Origin of the sequence: Chryseobacterium sp. ZHDP1 (assembly GCF_018603435.1) — a bacterium.
GTDB lineage: Bacteria > Bacteroidota > Bacteroidia > Flavobacteriales > Weeksellaceae > Chryseobacterium > Chryseobacterium indicum.
This window is the reverse complement of the sequence record NZ_CP075682.1, coordinates 4449299-4465216: the sequence shown is the minus strand read 5'-3', so window position 1 is coordinate 4465216 and position 15918 is coordinate 4449299. Positions and strand designations below refer to the sequence as shown.

At 36.7% G+C, this 15918-nt stretch carries 13 protein-coding genes; 7 read left to right on the top strand and 6 right to left on the bottom strand.

The annotated features are described in order from the left end of the window. Positions 1-45 precede the first annotated feature (45 nt). A complete protein-coding gene (locus KKI44_RS20585) occupies positions 46-1776 on the bottom strand; it encodes a helix-turn-helix domain-containing protein (RefSeq protein WP_214588936.1) in 1731 nt (576 codons plus the stop codon). A gap of 383 nt (positions 1777-2159) precedes the next feature. Between KKI44_RS20585 and KKI44_RS20580 the strand changes: the two genes are divergently transcribed. The 3 genes from KKI44_RS20580 to KKI44_RS20575 all read left to right on the top strand — a co-directional run bounded on the left by KKI44_RS20580 (position 2160) and on the right by KKI44_RS20575 (position 3394). Continuing rightward, a complete protein-coding gene (locus KKI44_RS20580) occupies positions 2160-2408 on the top strand; it encodes a hypothetical protein (RefSeq protein WP_214588935.1) in 249 nt (82 codons plus the stop codon). 175 nt (positions 2409-2583) lie between these two features. Then, positions 2584-3033, top strand: a complete 450-nt coding sequence (locus KKI44_RS22880; protein WP_312992989.1) for a MauE/DoxX family redox-associated membrane protein — start codon at positions 2584-2586, stop codon at positions 3031-3033. A 97-nt stretch (positions 3034-3130) separates the two neighbouring features. Beyond that, on the top strand, positions 3131-3394 hold the full coding sequence (locus KKI44_RS20575; RefSeq protein ID WP_214588934.1) for a hypothetical protein: 264 nt from the start codon (positions 3131-3133) through the stop codon (positions 3392-3394). A gap of 174 nt (positions 3395-3568) precedes the next feature. Here the strand turns inward: KKI44_RS20575 and KKI44_RS20570 are convergent, their stop codons facing one another. From KKI44_RS20570 to KKI44_RS20550, 5 genes are all read right to left on the bottom strand, one after another. After that, positions 3569-5005 (bottom strand): TlpA family protein disulfide reductase, encoded by a 1437-nt coding sequence (locus KKI44_RS20570; protein ID WP_214588933.1) that lies wholly within the window; start codon positions 5003-5005, stop codon positions 3569-3571. Positions 5006-5009: 4 nt separating this feature from the next. Continuing rightward, positions 5010-6377 (bottom strand): RagB/SusD family nutrient uptake outer membrane protein, encoded by a 1368-nt coding sequence (locus KKI44_RS20565; RefSeq protein WP_214588932.1) that lies wholly within the window; start codon positions 6375-6377, stop codon positions 5010-5012. A 10-nt stretch (positions 6378-6387) separates the two neighbouring features. Beyond that, positions 6388-9924 carry a SusC/RagA family TonB-linked outer membrane protein gene (locus tag KKI44_RS20560; RefSeq protein ID WP_214588931.1) on the bottom strand — a complete coding sequence of 1179 codons (3537 nt, stop codon included), beginning with the start codon at positions 9922-9924 and terminating at the stop codon, positions 6388-6390. Positions 9925-10038: 114 nt separating this feature from the next. Then, on the bottom strand, positions 10039-11196 hold the full coding sequence (locus KKI44_RS20555) for a FecR family protein (RefSeq protein ID WP_214588930.1): 1158 nt from the start codon (positions 11194-11196) through the stop codon (positions 10039-10041). Positions 11197-11256: 60 nt separating this feature from the next. Then, on the bottom strand, positions 11257-11823 hold the full coding sequence (locus tag KKI44_RS20550) for an RNA polymerase sigma factor (RefSeq protein WP_214588929.1): 567 nt from the start codon (positions 11821-11823) through the stop codon (positions 11257-11259). A 216-nt stretch (positions 11824-12039) separates the two neighbouring features. Between KKI44_RS20550 and KKI44_RS20545 the strand changes: the two genes are divergently transcribed. From KKI44_RS20545 to KKI44_RS20530, 4 genes are all read left to right on the top strand, one after another. Then, entirely contained in the window at positions 12040-12756 is a 717-nt protein-coding gene (locus tag KKI44_RS20545) for a hypothetical protein (RefSeq protein ID WP_214588928.1), read from the top strand. Between the two features lie 42 nt (positions 12757-12798). Next, positions 12799-13050 carry a hypothetical protein gene (locus tag KKI44_RS20540; RefSeq protein WP_214588927.1) on the top strand — a complete coding sequence of 84 codons (252 nt, stop codon included), beginning with the start codon at positions 12799-12801 and terminating at the stop codon, positions 13048-13050. A gap of 236 nt (positions 13051-13286) precedes the next feature. Beyond that, complete coding sequence (locus tag KKI44_RS20535; RefSeq protein ID WP_214588926.1) at positions 13287-14582, top strand: hypothetical protein; 1296 nt, start codon at positions 13287-13289, stop codon at positions 14580-14582. 490 nt (positions 14583-15072) lie between these two features. After that, on the top strand, positions 15073-15462 hold the full coding sequence (locus KKI44_RS20530; RefSeq protein ID WP_214588925.1) for a hypothetical protein: 390 nt from the start codon (positions 15073-15075) through the stop codon (positions 15460-15462). Positions 15463-15918: the final 456 nt, after the last annotated feature.

The window sequence follows — 15918 nt, the reverse complement described above, 5'->3', positions numbered from 1 at the left end:
TAATATAAGGATAATTACGGAAATCCGTAAGGTAAATTGCGAATTTTATTCATTTACGGATATAGGAGCGGTACCCAGTTCAGATTTGACTTTGTGTAGATATTGTGTAAAACTCATACCATTTATCTGCTGGAATACTTTTGAAAAATTAGTCCTTGATGAAATTCCACACATTTTTGAGAGTGTGTCACTGGTATACTTATGGTATTCTTTATCGGTGTCAAGTTTCTTAGTAATGTAGGAAATCCGCAACTCGCAGAGATATAGATGAAAATTTGCGCCCCTATGTGCATGAATAATTTCGGATAGATAATTGTGGTTTACACCAAAACTTTTGGCCATTGATTTGAGCTTGATATGCTCATTAAGATATTCGTGATTTGCTTCAAATTCACTCAGCTTCCGAAGAACATCCTCAACAATACTATTACCTATATCGGTTTTCCTGTACGTTCGCATCCTGAATGCTCCTTCCTCTTCCATATTTAAGGTACCACCTGCGAGGTTAATCCCTAAAACGCTATTCCGACCAATAACCGTCTTTCTGGACCTCAGCCTTAAAAGCAGATAGAACGCTCCAAAGGAAAAAATAAATAATAGGATCACATATACAGTTCCTCTAATCCAGGATATCCGCTGTAATTTGTCCTTCTCCTGTAAAAGTTTATCAGCATCATACTCATGATGGATTTTTGAAGACAGATAAACGAAATCCTCTTCAAGAATTTTATCGACTTTAAGAAGTTGTCTGGTATAGTATAATGATTTTGCACTGTCTTTATTATCTGCATAATAATTTATCAGATCGACATATATATGTCTTACTTCCGGCAGAACAAAATTATGCTTTACGAAAATTGAATCTATCTTTTCAAAATCCCTGATCGCTTCTCCGATATTTCCCTGCTCCCACTTGGCTCTGCCGAGGTACGAGTATGATACGGTCAACCACGCGAAGTCATTGACCTGGATAAGCGCTGCTAAAGAATTGTTCAACATTTTGACCGCATTGCCATAATGCTTGTTACGGAATTCACGAATGCCCTCTTCTTTGAGGAAATAACTGTGTTCCTGCTTGTAATCCGCATTTTTCGATGATCCTGCAAGCCCTACCGCTATCAGCGAATCAGCCTTTTTATTATCATCCAGTTTGCGGTAACATACGATCATTTGATGGATCGTATTCAAATACCCTCTTTGATTCCCATACATCAAATTTGGGTGCTGATACTTCTTGATCTCACCCTCAAAAAAAGCTCTGCCCTCCTCAAAATTATTAAGAGCCTCCTTATAATAACCTATATAGCTTTTAACAACTCCTATGTGGTAATTAAGTTTGTTTCTGTAATATGGATCTTTATTGCTTTTATTCTTCTCAAAAGCTTTCAAATATTCATTTAGCGCGAGCTTATATTTTTTGAGATAAAAGTAATAAACCACTCCTTTACTCATGTACGCACTGCTCAATAAACTATCGTTCCTAATTGCCTTTGCGACATAAATGGCACTGTCTGCATATTTCAGTTTGATCTGCGGATCAGCCGAGTAATAGCGGGCGTCCTTATAACCAAGAAACAGCTGGGTATGATCATTCTCCGATTTTGCCTTTTGGATAAGCTTTCCTACCAGCGGAAGTGCTGCTGCATCATTTTCCGGTAGGTTCTCGTATTGACGTTGGATGAGATAAAAATCGCTCAGCTTTTCTTGCTGGGCAAACAGTAATTCGCACAGAAAAAGTAATATGATTGATAAAAAATGAATTTGTGGGCGGTTCATGGCTAAGTATTACTATAAAATTAAGAAAATTTCTCATATACCAGACAACCCAAATTCATCGCTACGTGAAAAAGCGTTTTACAAATTAGCGAACTATATATCAGTGCATTACGAAATTAAACATCAAAATTGCAAGTGTGAATTTGCGTTCTAATACATGTGAATGGTTTCTAATACACTTCAAAAATGCCCCCAATACCACATTTTTTTTCAAAAATATTAGGTGACTTTTTCTCAATTATTTACATCTGCTGCAGTGGGTAATTCATTGGTGTGCATTTGATAACTGAGACCACAAGTTGTTTTAACCTATCCCAAAGACTGATAATTTGGACCACAGAATTCAACCACGTCTCGGCCGAGATAATCTAAAAAATTTTACAATGAAAAAAACAACGGTTATCTCAATATCGATAATCCTTTTCAGCCTTTGCACATTACAATCTTGCAGACAGGATGAAATGGAAATAGTACCAGAAAAAAACAGCCTGGCAGAAAAAGAAAATCAGCAAAAGCTCTATTTAAAAACAGAGAATGACACTTTGCAAACGACGTCAAACTTAAGTTTTGACGCGGACGGAAATGAGATCAAAGATCCACCACCAAAAGATAAAGATCAATGGAAACATTAAGTGTGAATTTTTTCTAATACAGTGTGCATTTGTATTCTGAGACAACAAGTTCTTGCATTTCAGCCAAAAGGCATTCTAAATTTGATGAAATAGAAATTTTGAAAATAGATTTTTAAATCCTCGAAAATGCATGCGACTAGTATGGCATTTATGACAACCACCAAATAACCACATCATGAGAATTAACAATATCATTTCAGAACTGATCATATTTATCCTCATTCTTGTATGGGCGTACACGTTCGCCAGTAAAATCTTTGATTTTGACACATTCAATAGACAGATAAGAGGGGCTTATGTCTTATCTGCAGGAGGGGCTGTCCTACCTTATATTTTACAGGCTGTACACCTCGGGATTGTCATACTATTGATAAACAAGAACTGGAGAAGGTTCGGATTATTAGCTTCCCTTTCTATCCTGATCCTTTATACTGCTTACCTAATTTACATTTTAAAATTTGCACCGAGCATCCCATGCTCATGTATTGCAGTTTTCAAAGGAATGAATTGGAACGACCAGCTGTATTTTAATTTCATTGCCTTGGCAATTAACATTATTGGTCTGATCACTTTTTTTTCGCTAAGGCGAGCCCCACACAATAGTGTTCAGACCACTTATAACTAAACTAATAACCAAACAGGAGACGCCGAAAACCTGAACAAAGAGTAGGCAAAAAACTAACCAAAGTTTAGCTTTTTGATTTATAAAAGCACCAAACATCATGAAATCACTAAGAATTACATTAGGAGTTGCAGCAATTGCAATCGGAAGTTTCGCAGCTTTCTCTTTTGCGCCAGCAAGTAGCAGTGCAAAATTAGCTTTACAAGAATTTTATGTGAACCCTGACGGATCACAGGGAGCGCAAGTTACCGGTACCAATCAATGCAAGGATCAAACGCAGATCTTGTGCTCACAGGAGTACGACACCTCGACCGGCGAACCAACAGGAAATACCAGCAGAATGCATAGAGGTCCTCGTAACTAATAAAAAGTAAAGAGACTGCTAATAGGCAGTCTCTTTTATAATTAATTACTCGCAAACAAACTGCCATTATAAAAAATCTATTCTTACTTTACAGGGTACGACATTGCTTCGCGAGGTTATCGCACAATTGTACGAATTTAATTTGCTCAATCTCCTAGCTGTGGCACCAATTTTCTATAAATATTTGCCGATGAATCTTTTAAAATCTGAAACGCCACCACGTGGATCTGGTGGTGGTCCAATTAGGTTTCCATGTTTATCAATCGCAATCAAAAAAGGAAATCCACCTGGGTTTAAAAATTCAACTAATGGGTGTTTTGTCTCAAGCCCTTCTGTAAAAAGTTGCAAAGAACTTTTACTGCAGTACTTACCTATCCCTTTTAACCACAAACTCTTATCGCGGTCAATACTTATAGAAATAAACTGAATTTCTTTACCAATATACTCCTTCTCTAATTCCACCATTACTGGAGCTAACTCTCTGCAGCCGCCACAACCATTAAACCAAAAATCAAGAATTACAACTTTGCCTTTAAAATCGGACAATTCATGGATTTTTCCAGTTGTATCAGGTAAAGAAAACGAATAGAATGGCATCCCCTTCTTTAATCTTGACTTAATGATTTGGTAGCTATCTAGCACTTTTCGATAAAATGTAGATCCATGGTCAACGTTGTCAGAGTATAGTCTGTATATGATGTTTGAATTTTCACTATCCTGTTCATCCGAAAAAACATTTAACGCAGTATTGGCTAATAGATATTCTTTTGCAGCAGGATATTTTGATAAATATTTTATAATTAATTTACAGTATTCTACTGGGTTTTCATTTACTCGGAATCCATCATTTTTTGGATTATCATATTCGGAGAGTAACACAAAATCGCTAAGAACAGTCATTCCGTAATTATGAATTACATGATTAGTCAAAAATGGCTTCATCCTATTTTTTTTTACAATATAATTTTTGAATAACGTTTTTAAAGAATCATTGGTACTTTGCATACTAGAATACATCAGCATATGTAATACCGTTTCGTATTCCATAGCTTTTATTAAGTCGATTTCTGAAGTTTTAAAATTGCCTTTATATTTTGTGCAAATAGAATCAATTGCATTCAATTTTTTGTCAGTACTTGCAAACTGATAGCTTAAAGATTGTAGACGATATGCGGGATCTTGCTTATAAAGGGAAAGGATTTGAGCTACGATTGCTTGTTGAAAATGCACTTTTGGACTTCCTATACCTGAAAATTTAAGATTCATTATACCAAGTTTTTTTGCATTAGGTATTTCGACATGTATACTATCCCCGGGGTTAACTAAAATTGAATAAGCACCAGGAAAAATCATCTCCTGTTCATTTAATGTTCCAGTAACTGACAATGGTTCATCAATGTCAAGCTCAAACTCAAAATGACCTCTTGAAGTTCGAGTTTTATAATCAACTTTTCGCCCATTTCCAATTATATGTGGATAAAATACACTTATCTCAACATCCGCATCATTTTCCTTGTATTCGGGTATGCAACCAGTAATTTTAGTCTTAACCTGTCCCTTTGAAGCAAATATTATTAGAGAAAGGAAGATTATTAGAATATTTTTTTTCATGTTTTTAATATTGATTTTGTTCAATATGATTGAAATTTATTACGAACTGAGGAATTGGTAATACATAGCGTGGATCATTAGGTGGTAATGTATATGTTTCATCACCTATTTGTCTAATTAATGTTTGCGAATATTTAGGATCTCTATTAAGTCGTTTAAGATCTTGCCACCGAAGGCCCCTGGTTACTAGCTCCTTTCTTCTTTCTTTTAAAATAAGATCTAACGCTGAACTGGCGTTTTGAGCAGCAAAATTTTGAAAGGTTTCCTTTTTATATCTTTTACTTGCAAGCTTGTTTAATGCATCCATTGCGCCTTGAACGTTATTTAGCCGTGCATTTGCTTCCGAAAGAATTAGCAAGATTTCACCTGTTGTCGTGCCAGTGAAAAGGTTATTCAAAAACTCTCCACGAAAAGTAAACTTTCCGTCTCCCTCTTCCTTAAAGAAGAGAGACTTTCGCAAATCATCATTGCCGTATCCATTATAGAGAGTATTATTAATACGGCCAATTGATGGACTACTAGATGATTTAACCATCAAACTTCTCACGTGAATCTCTTTTGATTTAATGTCCAAAGGATTGCTTGTCGTTGGATCGTTTATCAAATTGAAATCTTCGACAAAAGAGTTATATTTTAAAGTGGAATCTGCCGCATCTTTTGCCTCTCCATATTTATCCATAAAAAGAAAGGTTCGGGCAAGAAGAGCAAATGCACCTGCTTTTGTCACCCGGGTGTAATCAGATTGAGTTGCAGGTAAAACCCTCGCTGATAGTTGTAAATCCTTAACAATTTGCTGGTAAGTTTCCTCAACAGAAGCTCTTTTTACTTTCTCATCAATATCATCCTCTAATTTAATGGGTATTCCTAAATCACTATTTGCGGTAGTTTTATCATAGTATTTGCTAAATGTCATCACCATATTAAGAAATTGCTTTGCTCTATGGTATAGGGCCACGCCTTGGATACGGTCATAGTCAGAACCATTCCCACCTGTTCGATCAATCGAAGAAAGTCCTTTTATTACTACATTACAGACTTGAATTTGACTGTAAGCGCAATTCCATTCATTCTGCTGAATAAGGTCTAAATTCTCGTAATCTTTTTCTTTTTTCCATATTATGAAATCTCTATCAAATCCAAAGTAGACCTCATTAAACTGTTCACTAGTAAATTCATAATCATCACATGATGTCTCCACTCCTCCTCTTCCATCATATTGAAATAAATCAGCATTAAGAAGAAGGTCTAAATCATTCAAAGTTGTTGGGACTATCAATTTAACATCTTGCTTATCTTCAAGCCATTGTTTTGAACAACCGGCTGTCAAAAGTATAATCAAAAAGGTAAATAAATTAAATAATATCTTTTTCATATCTATAATATTAAAAAGTACAATTAAATGCTATCGTAAAAGTTTTAGGCATTTTGCTAAGCGGAAAATCCGGATCTAAACCTATTTTATTGGCTTTCCATAATAAGCATACATTGTTTGCTATTGCGGATAGCCGTAAAGTTTTCATATGAAGCGTACTTAAAAATTTTGGATCAAATGAATAAGATAAAACAATATCTTGCAATCTGATATGATCACCTTTCTCTATTAAAACCTCCGAATTTTTGTAATATTGATCACCAAGTGTTGATGCTGGATAAACAAGGGCAGGAACATCTGTAATTTTCTCGTCGCCGGGATTTTGCCATCTTTTATAGAAATCACCGTGCGTTGTGTAATTACGATACAAAGCTGAATACATAATACTATTTCTTCTAAAATAATATCCAAAGCGGTATGTAATATTGAAAGAAAGTTCTACATCTTTATAACCAAAAGTATTTCTTAAAGCACCGAAGTAAGGAGCTAGTGCACGCCCATTATATATGAGATTGTTTTGAGGATCGATTGCTAGCTGTTGCGTTATTTTTGAATAATCTTTCGACGCAACCCCATCTAGATATCCTCTTGCTTGGCCAGTTTCAGGATCTAGCCCCGCCCATGGGTAAGAGTAAATTCCAAATAAGGGCTTTCCGATAACCGGAGAATAATTTGCAGGGTTTCTATAAATACTGTTGTCAGTTAGAAAGGTATTTATAGAAGTTGGGCGCTGGTATTCCGTAACTTTGTCCTTGGCGATAGAAAATAATGCTACTGTATTCCATTTAAACTTAGTATTTATTAAATTTGAAGTCTTAAGTTCCACATCTAAACCGCTTCCACTCATATTTGCAACGTTACCTCGATATGTGGTAAATCCAGTGGTAGGATCAATTGCGCTATTTCCAATTAAATCACTTCCTTTACGGTTATAGTATTCGATACTACCGACAATTCTGCTATTTCTCGTACCATAATCTATACCTATATTCCACATCCTATTTTTTTCCCATTTCAAATTTTTGTTAGGTGGGTTTCGCAACGTAGCAGCAGGAAGAGTATTGATATTATTATATGTTAACATCGCTGTCGTATATGCGGTGATGGTTCTATCAACGTTACCACTATAACCGAAAGTCGATCTCAAACTTAATTCAGGAAGCCACTCTAAATTATAAAATTTTTCTTTGTTGATATTCCATTTTCCCCCAATAGACCAAAGCGGCACTGATTTTTGATTGGTTCTTACTCCAAAGAGATTAGATTGATCGATTCTTGCACTAGCGGACAAAACGTAGCGAAGGTCATAATTATATGCACCGTTTATATAATAGGATCGCATTCTATTTAAGGTCTCATTATAATCATTGCCATGAGGAATAACACTCGTGAAACTCGTTCCATATAACGCAAATTCATTCAAATAATCAACAGTTACACTTGATCCAACATTCGGATCAAAACCGTAAAGACTATTTGAAATACCATTTGTTTTTACTTCGCGAACCTCAAATCCTGCTATTGCATTAAGTTGGTGTTTATTCCACTTATGATCAAAGTTTAATTGAAATCTTCCATTTAATGCTTTGAGCTCATTAGAAGTGTTATCCAGCTTTCCACCTAATGGTATATTACGCTTCATCGCTCCGTTTGTAAATGAAGTATATGAATTAATTTGACCACGCATAAAATAACTATCAGCGTCGTAAAAATTACGAATTCGTCCAATTTGATTTTCATATTGAAATCTAGTTTCAGCAGATAATGATGGAATGATAGTATATTTCACCGCAGCGGTAACTCTCATTTCAGACTGTTTCATTCTATTGTCCTGATAATTTAGTTCATTCAATGGTATAAAGTCCCAATTTAGTAATCCCTCTGAAAGTGCCTTCTGCTTTAATACATTACTAAAATCTTTTGTGATAATTGCGGGATTTCCTCGATCATCTACTAACCTTGCGTATGGGTACATCTGTTCCTGTCCCATATTGCTGAGCATAGAAACAACATTAGAAGTAGATTGATTATTTTGATTGTAAGAAAGTCCCGAAGAAATTTCTAGTTTTTCAATAGGCCGAAAAACCTGATTACTGTTGAGGCTTACACGACTAAAGCCATTTCCTTTTTCCGAATTTTGGTTTTTATCAAATCCCGCGGAAAAATAGTACGTGTATTTGCTTGTACCTCCGTTTAAATTTAAAGCATATTGCTGCTTGACGCTATTTTGGTACAGATATTTACTCATATCTTTCCGCAGATCGCCACCGCGTAGAGCGTCAAGTTGTGCATTTGCCTGATCAGCTAATAAAAGACCTTTCTTTTGGTCATTAAGGATACTAACTACCGGAGAATAAGGTCTATTTGCGGAAGTATTACTAATAATGGTATTGTAAAAGCCCTTTTCAAAAAGCATCTTTTCAATATCAATGAAGTCAGTGGGTTTGATCTGTGGAATATAGTTCAGGTCAGGCTTCTGTCCAATGGTGACACTAGAAGTAAAACCAATATTCATCGGCTGGTCTGCTCGTCCTTTTTTCGTTTTGATAACGATCACACCATTACCAGCACGTACTCCCCAGATCGATGCGGCAGCAGCATCTTTCAGAATATCAATATCCTCAATATCGTTCGGATTGATATTGTTAATATCACCCTCATATGGAAAATTGTCAACAACAATCAATGGCTGATCGTTACCAAATATCGTTGCCTGTCCCCGGATCGTCAATTTCGGAGAACCTGAACGTTCGTCGAAGAATATAGACGGAGCTATCCCCTTTAGTCTGCTGATAACATCAGTAGAAACCTGACGGTTAAAGGTCCTATTATCCACCTTGGAAAAAGAGCCTGTTGCTCTTTCCTTCGGAATAGACTGATACCCGCTGGCGACAACACTCACCTCTTCGATCCGGTTGTCATTTGTAGTCAGTACAATTCTGTCAGCATTTTTAGCTGCTACCTCTATCCGACCATATCCTAAATAGGATATCTGCAGATCAGATCCTGAAAAATCATCCGGTATCTCAAAAAATCCTGCTCCGTCAGAAGTTGTTATAAAGTTCGTTCCTTTGACCTGGATCGTGGCACCTGTCAATGGATTCCCCTTGTCATCGACCACCCTCCCTTTTATTGTTTCCTTATTTTTTGAGGGAGCTATACTATTTCCGTTCGATGGTTTTTCTTTTAAAATGATAATGCCATCAGCAATCTTGTAAGAGATTGGCTGATCAGCAAACATTTTATTCAGTACCTCGGTGATGTTGGCATTTTTAAGATTAACGGAAATTGGACCTGCTTTTTTTAAAAGTTCTTCACTATAGGCAAAGTCATATTTTGTTGTCTTCCGTATTTCAGAGATGGCCTTAGCCAGTGTCGCTCTCTGTAGCGAAAGGTTGATCTGCTGTGCCTTGATAGCAGTGCCACTAGCAAGAAGCATAAAGAATAGGGTACTCTTTAAGCCTGCACGCAGCAATTTTTTCCTGCCTGAAAACATATCCACCACCTGCGGAACGTTTTCCCTGTTGGAAAAATCATGTTTTTTCATAGATTTGTGTAGGGTTAATTATTAGTTGCTCGAAACTCTAGTATACAGACCCGATCGCCGGAGTGCGCTAACACTCCGGCATTATTTCAGGCCAACATATGAAACATTAGGTTTTTATTTCTTGATCTCAATCCTCCTTCCGGTCATTTTAAAATTTAAATCAGTAACTTCTCCAAGCGCAAAGAGAACGCTGTTCAATTTTTTACCTCGGCTAATTGTAGCATAGACTTTTGCATTTGGAACATTCTGATAATCCACATCTATATCATACCACCGTTCCAGTTGCCTTAAAACCTCTACCAGTTGCGCGCCATTAAATTGGAATTCATTATCAGTCCATCCAATAAAAGTCTCTGGATCAACTTTTTTCACGTCAATACCACCGAGCACAAACCTCCCCTGCTCCCCAGGTTTCAGTCTCACCATGAGCTCATTCTGTAGATTTCTTAGCTCAACACTTCCGCTAATAAGTGTTGTCCTTGTATACTCCTCATTCGTATAGGAATTGATATTGAACTTCGTTCCAAGAACCTTGACACGTTGGCCTTTTGATTCCACTATAAAAGGACGTGAAGCATTATGTGCCACTTCAAAATAACCTTCTCCCTCAAGTTCAACCAGGCGTTCCGCACCCGCGAACTTTGTAGGATACTTAAGTTTGGATTCAGCATTCAGCCAGACTGTAGTTCCATCCGGTAGGATCGCTTTATATTGACCTTTACGTGGTGTAGTAAGTGTTGCAAATTGCATCTTTGACGGTGAAACAGCTTGGCCATTCAAATAGGTTACACCATTTGCATCGCTCTTCACAGTCTTCCCTTCCAGGTCAATGACCTGACCATCGTCAAAAGTCAGTGTCGCCTGATCCTTGCCCGGATCAATGTCGGCCGTGGCCATATTAACCGTTTCATCAATGACATTTCTGGACTGATGATACCTGTAAAGAAGTATAGTAAGCGAAAAAAACAATAATATCGCAGCAGCAGTAGTCCAAATAATTACACGCTTATAATGGGATTGACGTTTCTTCACTAGGCCATGTAATTTTAGAAGTTCTGAGGATGTCGTAGCACTAGCAGCATCCCTTTTTAGAAGTTCCCGAGCAACGTGATCCTTATCTTGTAATTCCTCAAAGAAAGCACGGTTCGCACTGCTCTCGTTGAGCCAGATCTCAATAGTCTTTTCTTCAAGAACAGTCATATCCTCTCCTCTGACAAACTTCGTCAGAAGCGGTACGATCTTTAACTCTTCAAGGATTCTGCGCTCTTCCATTGGTTTCATTTTAAATAGAAACCCGAAAAGATATTGCGTTGTCCCAAAAAAGTTAAAAAATTATGAATAAATCATTAAAAGTGCGATTCCAGCACCTGATAGGGATTTTTTTAGAAGTGAAAGTGCTCTTGATTTTTGGGTATTGATCGTACTGACAGGAATACCGAGCTCCTCAGATATTTCTTTTGGCGTATCGCCAGTGACAAGCCTGCCCATGATAAGCCGATATGGTTCGGGCAACAGATCAATCGCTTGGTAAAGCTCTTCATATACTTCGTTCTGAACAATGTTATCCAATACATTTTTTTCAAACTCATCAAAATTCTTGGTGTACAAATCAAAGCGCTTCTGATTTACTTTCTCTTTTTCAATAGCTTTTATACAGCTGTTTCGCACAGATATATAAAGGAAAGCCTTGATATTTGAAAGGGTTTCAAATCCCTCCCTCCTGTCATATAATTTCAGAAATATATCCAATACTAGATCCTTGGAAATTTCCTTTCCGATATTCAGAAGTAGTCTATCTGCGAAAAATACCAATGAAGAGTGAAACATCGTGAAAATACGATCAAAGGCCATTTCATCACCGCTTTGAAACTGGGAAAGCAGTGCCCTTTCGTCGATCAAATTTCGAGATGTCATAACAGGGCAATTGGTAAATGATTAAGTAAAGTTAGAAAATAATAGTTGTAAAAAAAAGATATGATGGATGGGTGAATTTATAAAAGGAGAATTTTACGGGATTTGAAATGTCATGAAATGAAAAATCATTAAATTTAACCTAACCAATTGGGATATCAGCAGTATTAATATTTTATGATATTCCAAACAAAAACTTTAGCCATGAAAAAAATATTGACCCTTTTGCTCCTTATTGGAGTAACTAGCTTATGCTATGCACAAGTGCAGTCCTTTCACGATCCCGAAATATGGAAACATGGTCTGGGAAAAATTAAAGTAATTTCAACAGAACTTTCTAAGGATTCTACACAAAAAGACAGTAAAGTTTATCTTAAAGTCCATTTCTATGACATTAAAAATAAAATGTTTAGAGATTACTTCGCGGATCTGGATGATGAAAAAAGAGAATATGTAAGCCATAGCAATAGTTTTAAATGTTGGTCTGCTATGAGACAGTTTTCAATCATGACCGTCCCTTTTAAAGTTAGGGCAAGAAACAAAGATGGCTATGTCACAGCAAAAGCTGATGTTGATAATGTCGGATTTTTTGTTCCGTTTTATGTTAAGAGTATTGATAGATATTGGGTAGATAAATCCAGCAGCCATAAAATTTCTTTTGGTATACTACTCGCACCAATGGCTGAAGAATTGAGCGATAAAAACACGCAGAATTATTTTAATGACTCTGAAAAGTCCTATACGGCCTTTATGTTTTCAACTTCCCTAGCAGCAACTTATACCTATAATAAAATAACCTTTGCGCTCATCCCTGTTGGTTTTGATTTTGGAACCGACAAAGCTGGCAAAAAATGGATCAACAACGGCAGATACTGGTTCGGATTTGGTCTGGGAATAGATACTGAGTTGTTTGGGTTTTAAATAGAAAGAACATTCTAAACATATTAACCAACATTTTAAATTATGAATATTAGATTCGAGACAGTAAATGAAATTAGGGCTGAGGAGGAAATTGTTAAAAAAATGCTTGATGAAGCACAAGAACGATTGAAAGAAGAAATGACCAAAAAACTTGACACCATTAAGCATGTATTCCATAATGAGACGGTCGTAGTAACAATTGATTACGAAAAATCAAAGGCAAGTATTTCTGTGGAAAATGCTCAGCCAGATCGTATTCCGATTATTAGGAACGCAATAAATAGTCTTGCCTAAAAAATAGTCCCACTTGGGACTATTTTTTTATCAAATCTCAAAACATGAAAATATTTCCTTCTCAAATTTTGTAGTCTATGACTTAGTAGCTGCTCTTACTTTTAAAGATCATCCCCAGTCTTCCTTATTGATTTTTTGCCTTTTGTCAAAAGTTTTAAGTTTTTATACCCTTAATTTAGTTTCAATAATTCATTGGACAAAGAAATACAGCGACACTAACCTTTAAACCACATAACATGTTAACAAAAATTTTCAGAAAACTAATTTATGCAGTATTTGCAATTATGCTGCTACAGTCATGCGAAAGGGATATGGAAAATTATCCTCAGAACGATCAAACCTCGATAGCAAAAAAATGGTACGAGGATAACGGGAAACCTTTTCCCTTAGATTGGAAAAAAGCACAGCTCATAAACGGAAATAAAAGTACCATGCTCGTGGTTCCCGTGCAGGACGGCACAATCCTAGGTTGGGGATATTCCATGCAGCAAAACCTGATTTTTACCATTGAAGGAAATAAAGTAGCCAGCGCCAATAAGGTGAGCCTTTTCGCAGATACAAGAACCGTGGCGGAATTTTCCGAACAGGCTATTTCTAATTTCGTTAAAAAACAAGTGTATCGAGGTGACGAGCTTGGGAAAGTATATTATATGGTATATGATCTTAATGATACCTTGTTGTACAGCCAATCACTTGACTCAAGTGGGCTGAAAATGGTAAACCTTCAATTGAAGACTAAGGATGCCGATACCAACGTAAACAAAGAAAACAGCAAACCTGACACCAGTAAAAATATACCTGTTGTATGCAGCGAGTGGTATCTGGTACAGTACTACGATGATGGTACCGAATATTGGACTTATCTATATACAACGTGCAGCGGTACAGCAACCGGAGGTGGCGGCGGAGGCGGCGGTGGTAATCATGGAGGTGGTAGTGGAGGCACTTCAAGTACATCTTTCGTGGTAGCTGCACCTATAACCACTATTGACATTCAGGAGCGATTGAAATGTTTCAACAATGTGGTAAATGATGCTAATACAAAATACAAGGTGACTTTAAATGCACATAGAATAGACCTTAATTCTGATAAACCTGGTCACGCTTTTCTAACAATTGAAAAATCAAACGGTACTCAGCTTCAAAGGCTTTCTTATGGATTCTACCCGCAATCTGGTCCATCGGCGGCTACCATGCTGCCAGTTACCAGTGCAATGGGGGAAGAATCGAGTGATTATAAGCGAAAAAGTGATGCAAGATATAGTTTGTCTGTCACCAAGGCGCAATTCGACGCAATCATAAGCCAGTCTATTGCCCTATCAAAAGTCCCCTATGACCTCAATGATAACAACTGTACACATTATGCTACCGATGTTTTTAATTTACTCCTACCAAGTAATGGACAGTTAAACAATAATGGATTTTTAACACCAGATGGCGTATACACATATTTAGCAAATTTAAAACAGGCGGGCAATCCAAATGTCACATTAGGTCGGATTGATCCTCCAACTAGCACGAATTGTCAATAAAGGATATGAAAAGAAAATTTACTATAGGAATTGTACTATCTGTTCTGGTGATACCCAATACACCGGTTATAGGTACGGAGATACTGAAGGCCATTGACGGTGACCATTTTCGGTATGCTAATGCAAACGCTTCTTTTACCGGTATAGAGTACATGGAGGTTTTTCACCCTTGGATGAGCAAGTGGGTAACATTTGGATTCATCGAGGCTACGAGACCGCAAATGGCCAATATGGAAATTTTTAGGTTGTATAGAATTAACCCGTTTTGTTTTTGGCGTTGGCGTTATTATTTAACCGTAAGCAAAAATTTTGAATACCGCGACTGGGAAAAAATAAAGCCGAACAGAGTTCCCTTTAAACCATCGAATAAATGGCAGGACTTCTGACTTTTTCTAATAAAAACCAGTAAAAGTAATATCATGCAATAAATGAGCTCAATGGACTTCTAAAACTCAGATAATGCAAATCGCCCGCAACTGAACTAAAAGCTATGAAGAGGAAAACAATTAGAATGATGAGGAAAACAATTATTATAGTGCTAGGCATTATGATCCTACTTCCCAATGTGCCTTTTATTGGAAAGGATATTCATCGCTGGTTAGATGAGGGGTATTTCAGATACTCCAATCTTGATGGCTCATACAGGATAACCACAGATTTTGGTTTTAAAAGCCCCGGATTCTCAACTTTTGGTTTTGAATATTGGATTAAAGAGACATCTCCAGCCAAAGAAAACCAGAGGCTTTACAGATTGTACAAGATTAATCCATTGTGTTTTTGGCGATGGAGCTATTATCTTAGGCATAGTATCCATTTAGATTATATGGACCCCAGTGTCATTGAAAAGAATATTGAAAAAAAACAGACAACGCGAAAGTAATGTGTCATCGGGCATCTTCAAATATTAGCTAGATCATAATCTTAAAAACTCCCAAGAAATGGGAGTTTTTTATGTGATTAGCTCCATAAAAAAACGCACCTTTAAAAGATGCGTTTAAAAACTAATAACCATGAAACGTATTAAAACCATAAGTGGCCTCATACGTGTATTTGAAATATACTATATTTTGTATGTTGACAAATAATTATTGACCATTGAACGACCTGAGCGAAGGTTCTCAATTTTCAGGTGCAAATTTAAGCATTAATTTTAGATCAGCCTACGGGTTTCCGTAATGGCATTAAAATCATTTTTCTTTATCAATACCTTAACATCCATTTTCCGGGAAGACCAACCTCAATCTCCTACGTTTAAGATACCCGAAAGGTCATGCTAACATCTTCCTTTTCCACAAACCATTTCCTGAAAGATAGAGTGCCTTGCATCCAGTCTCAT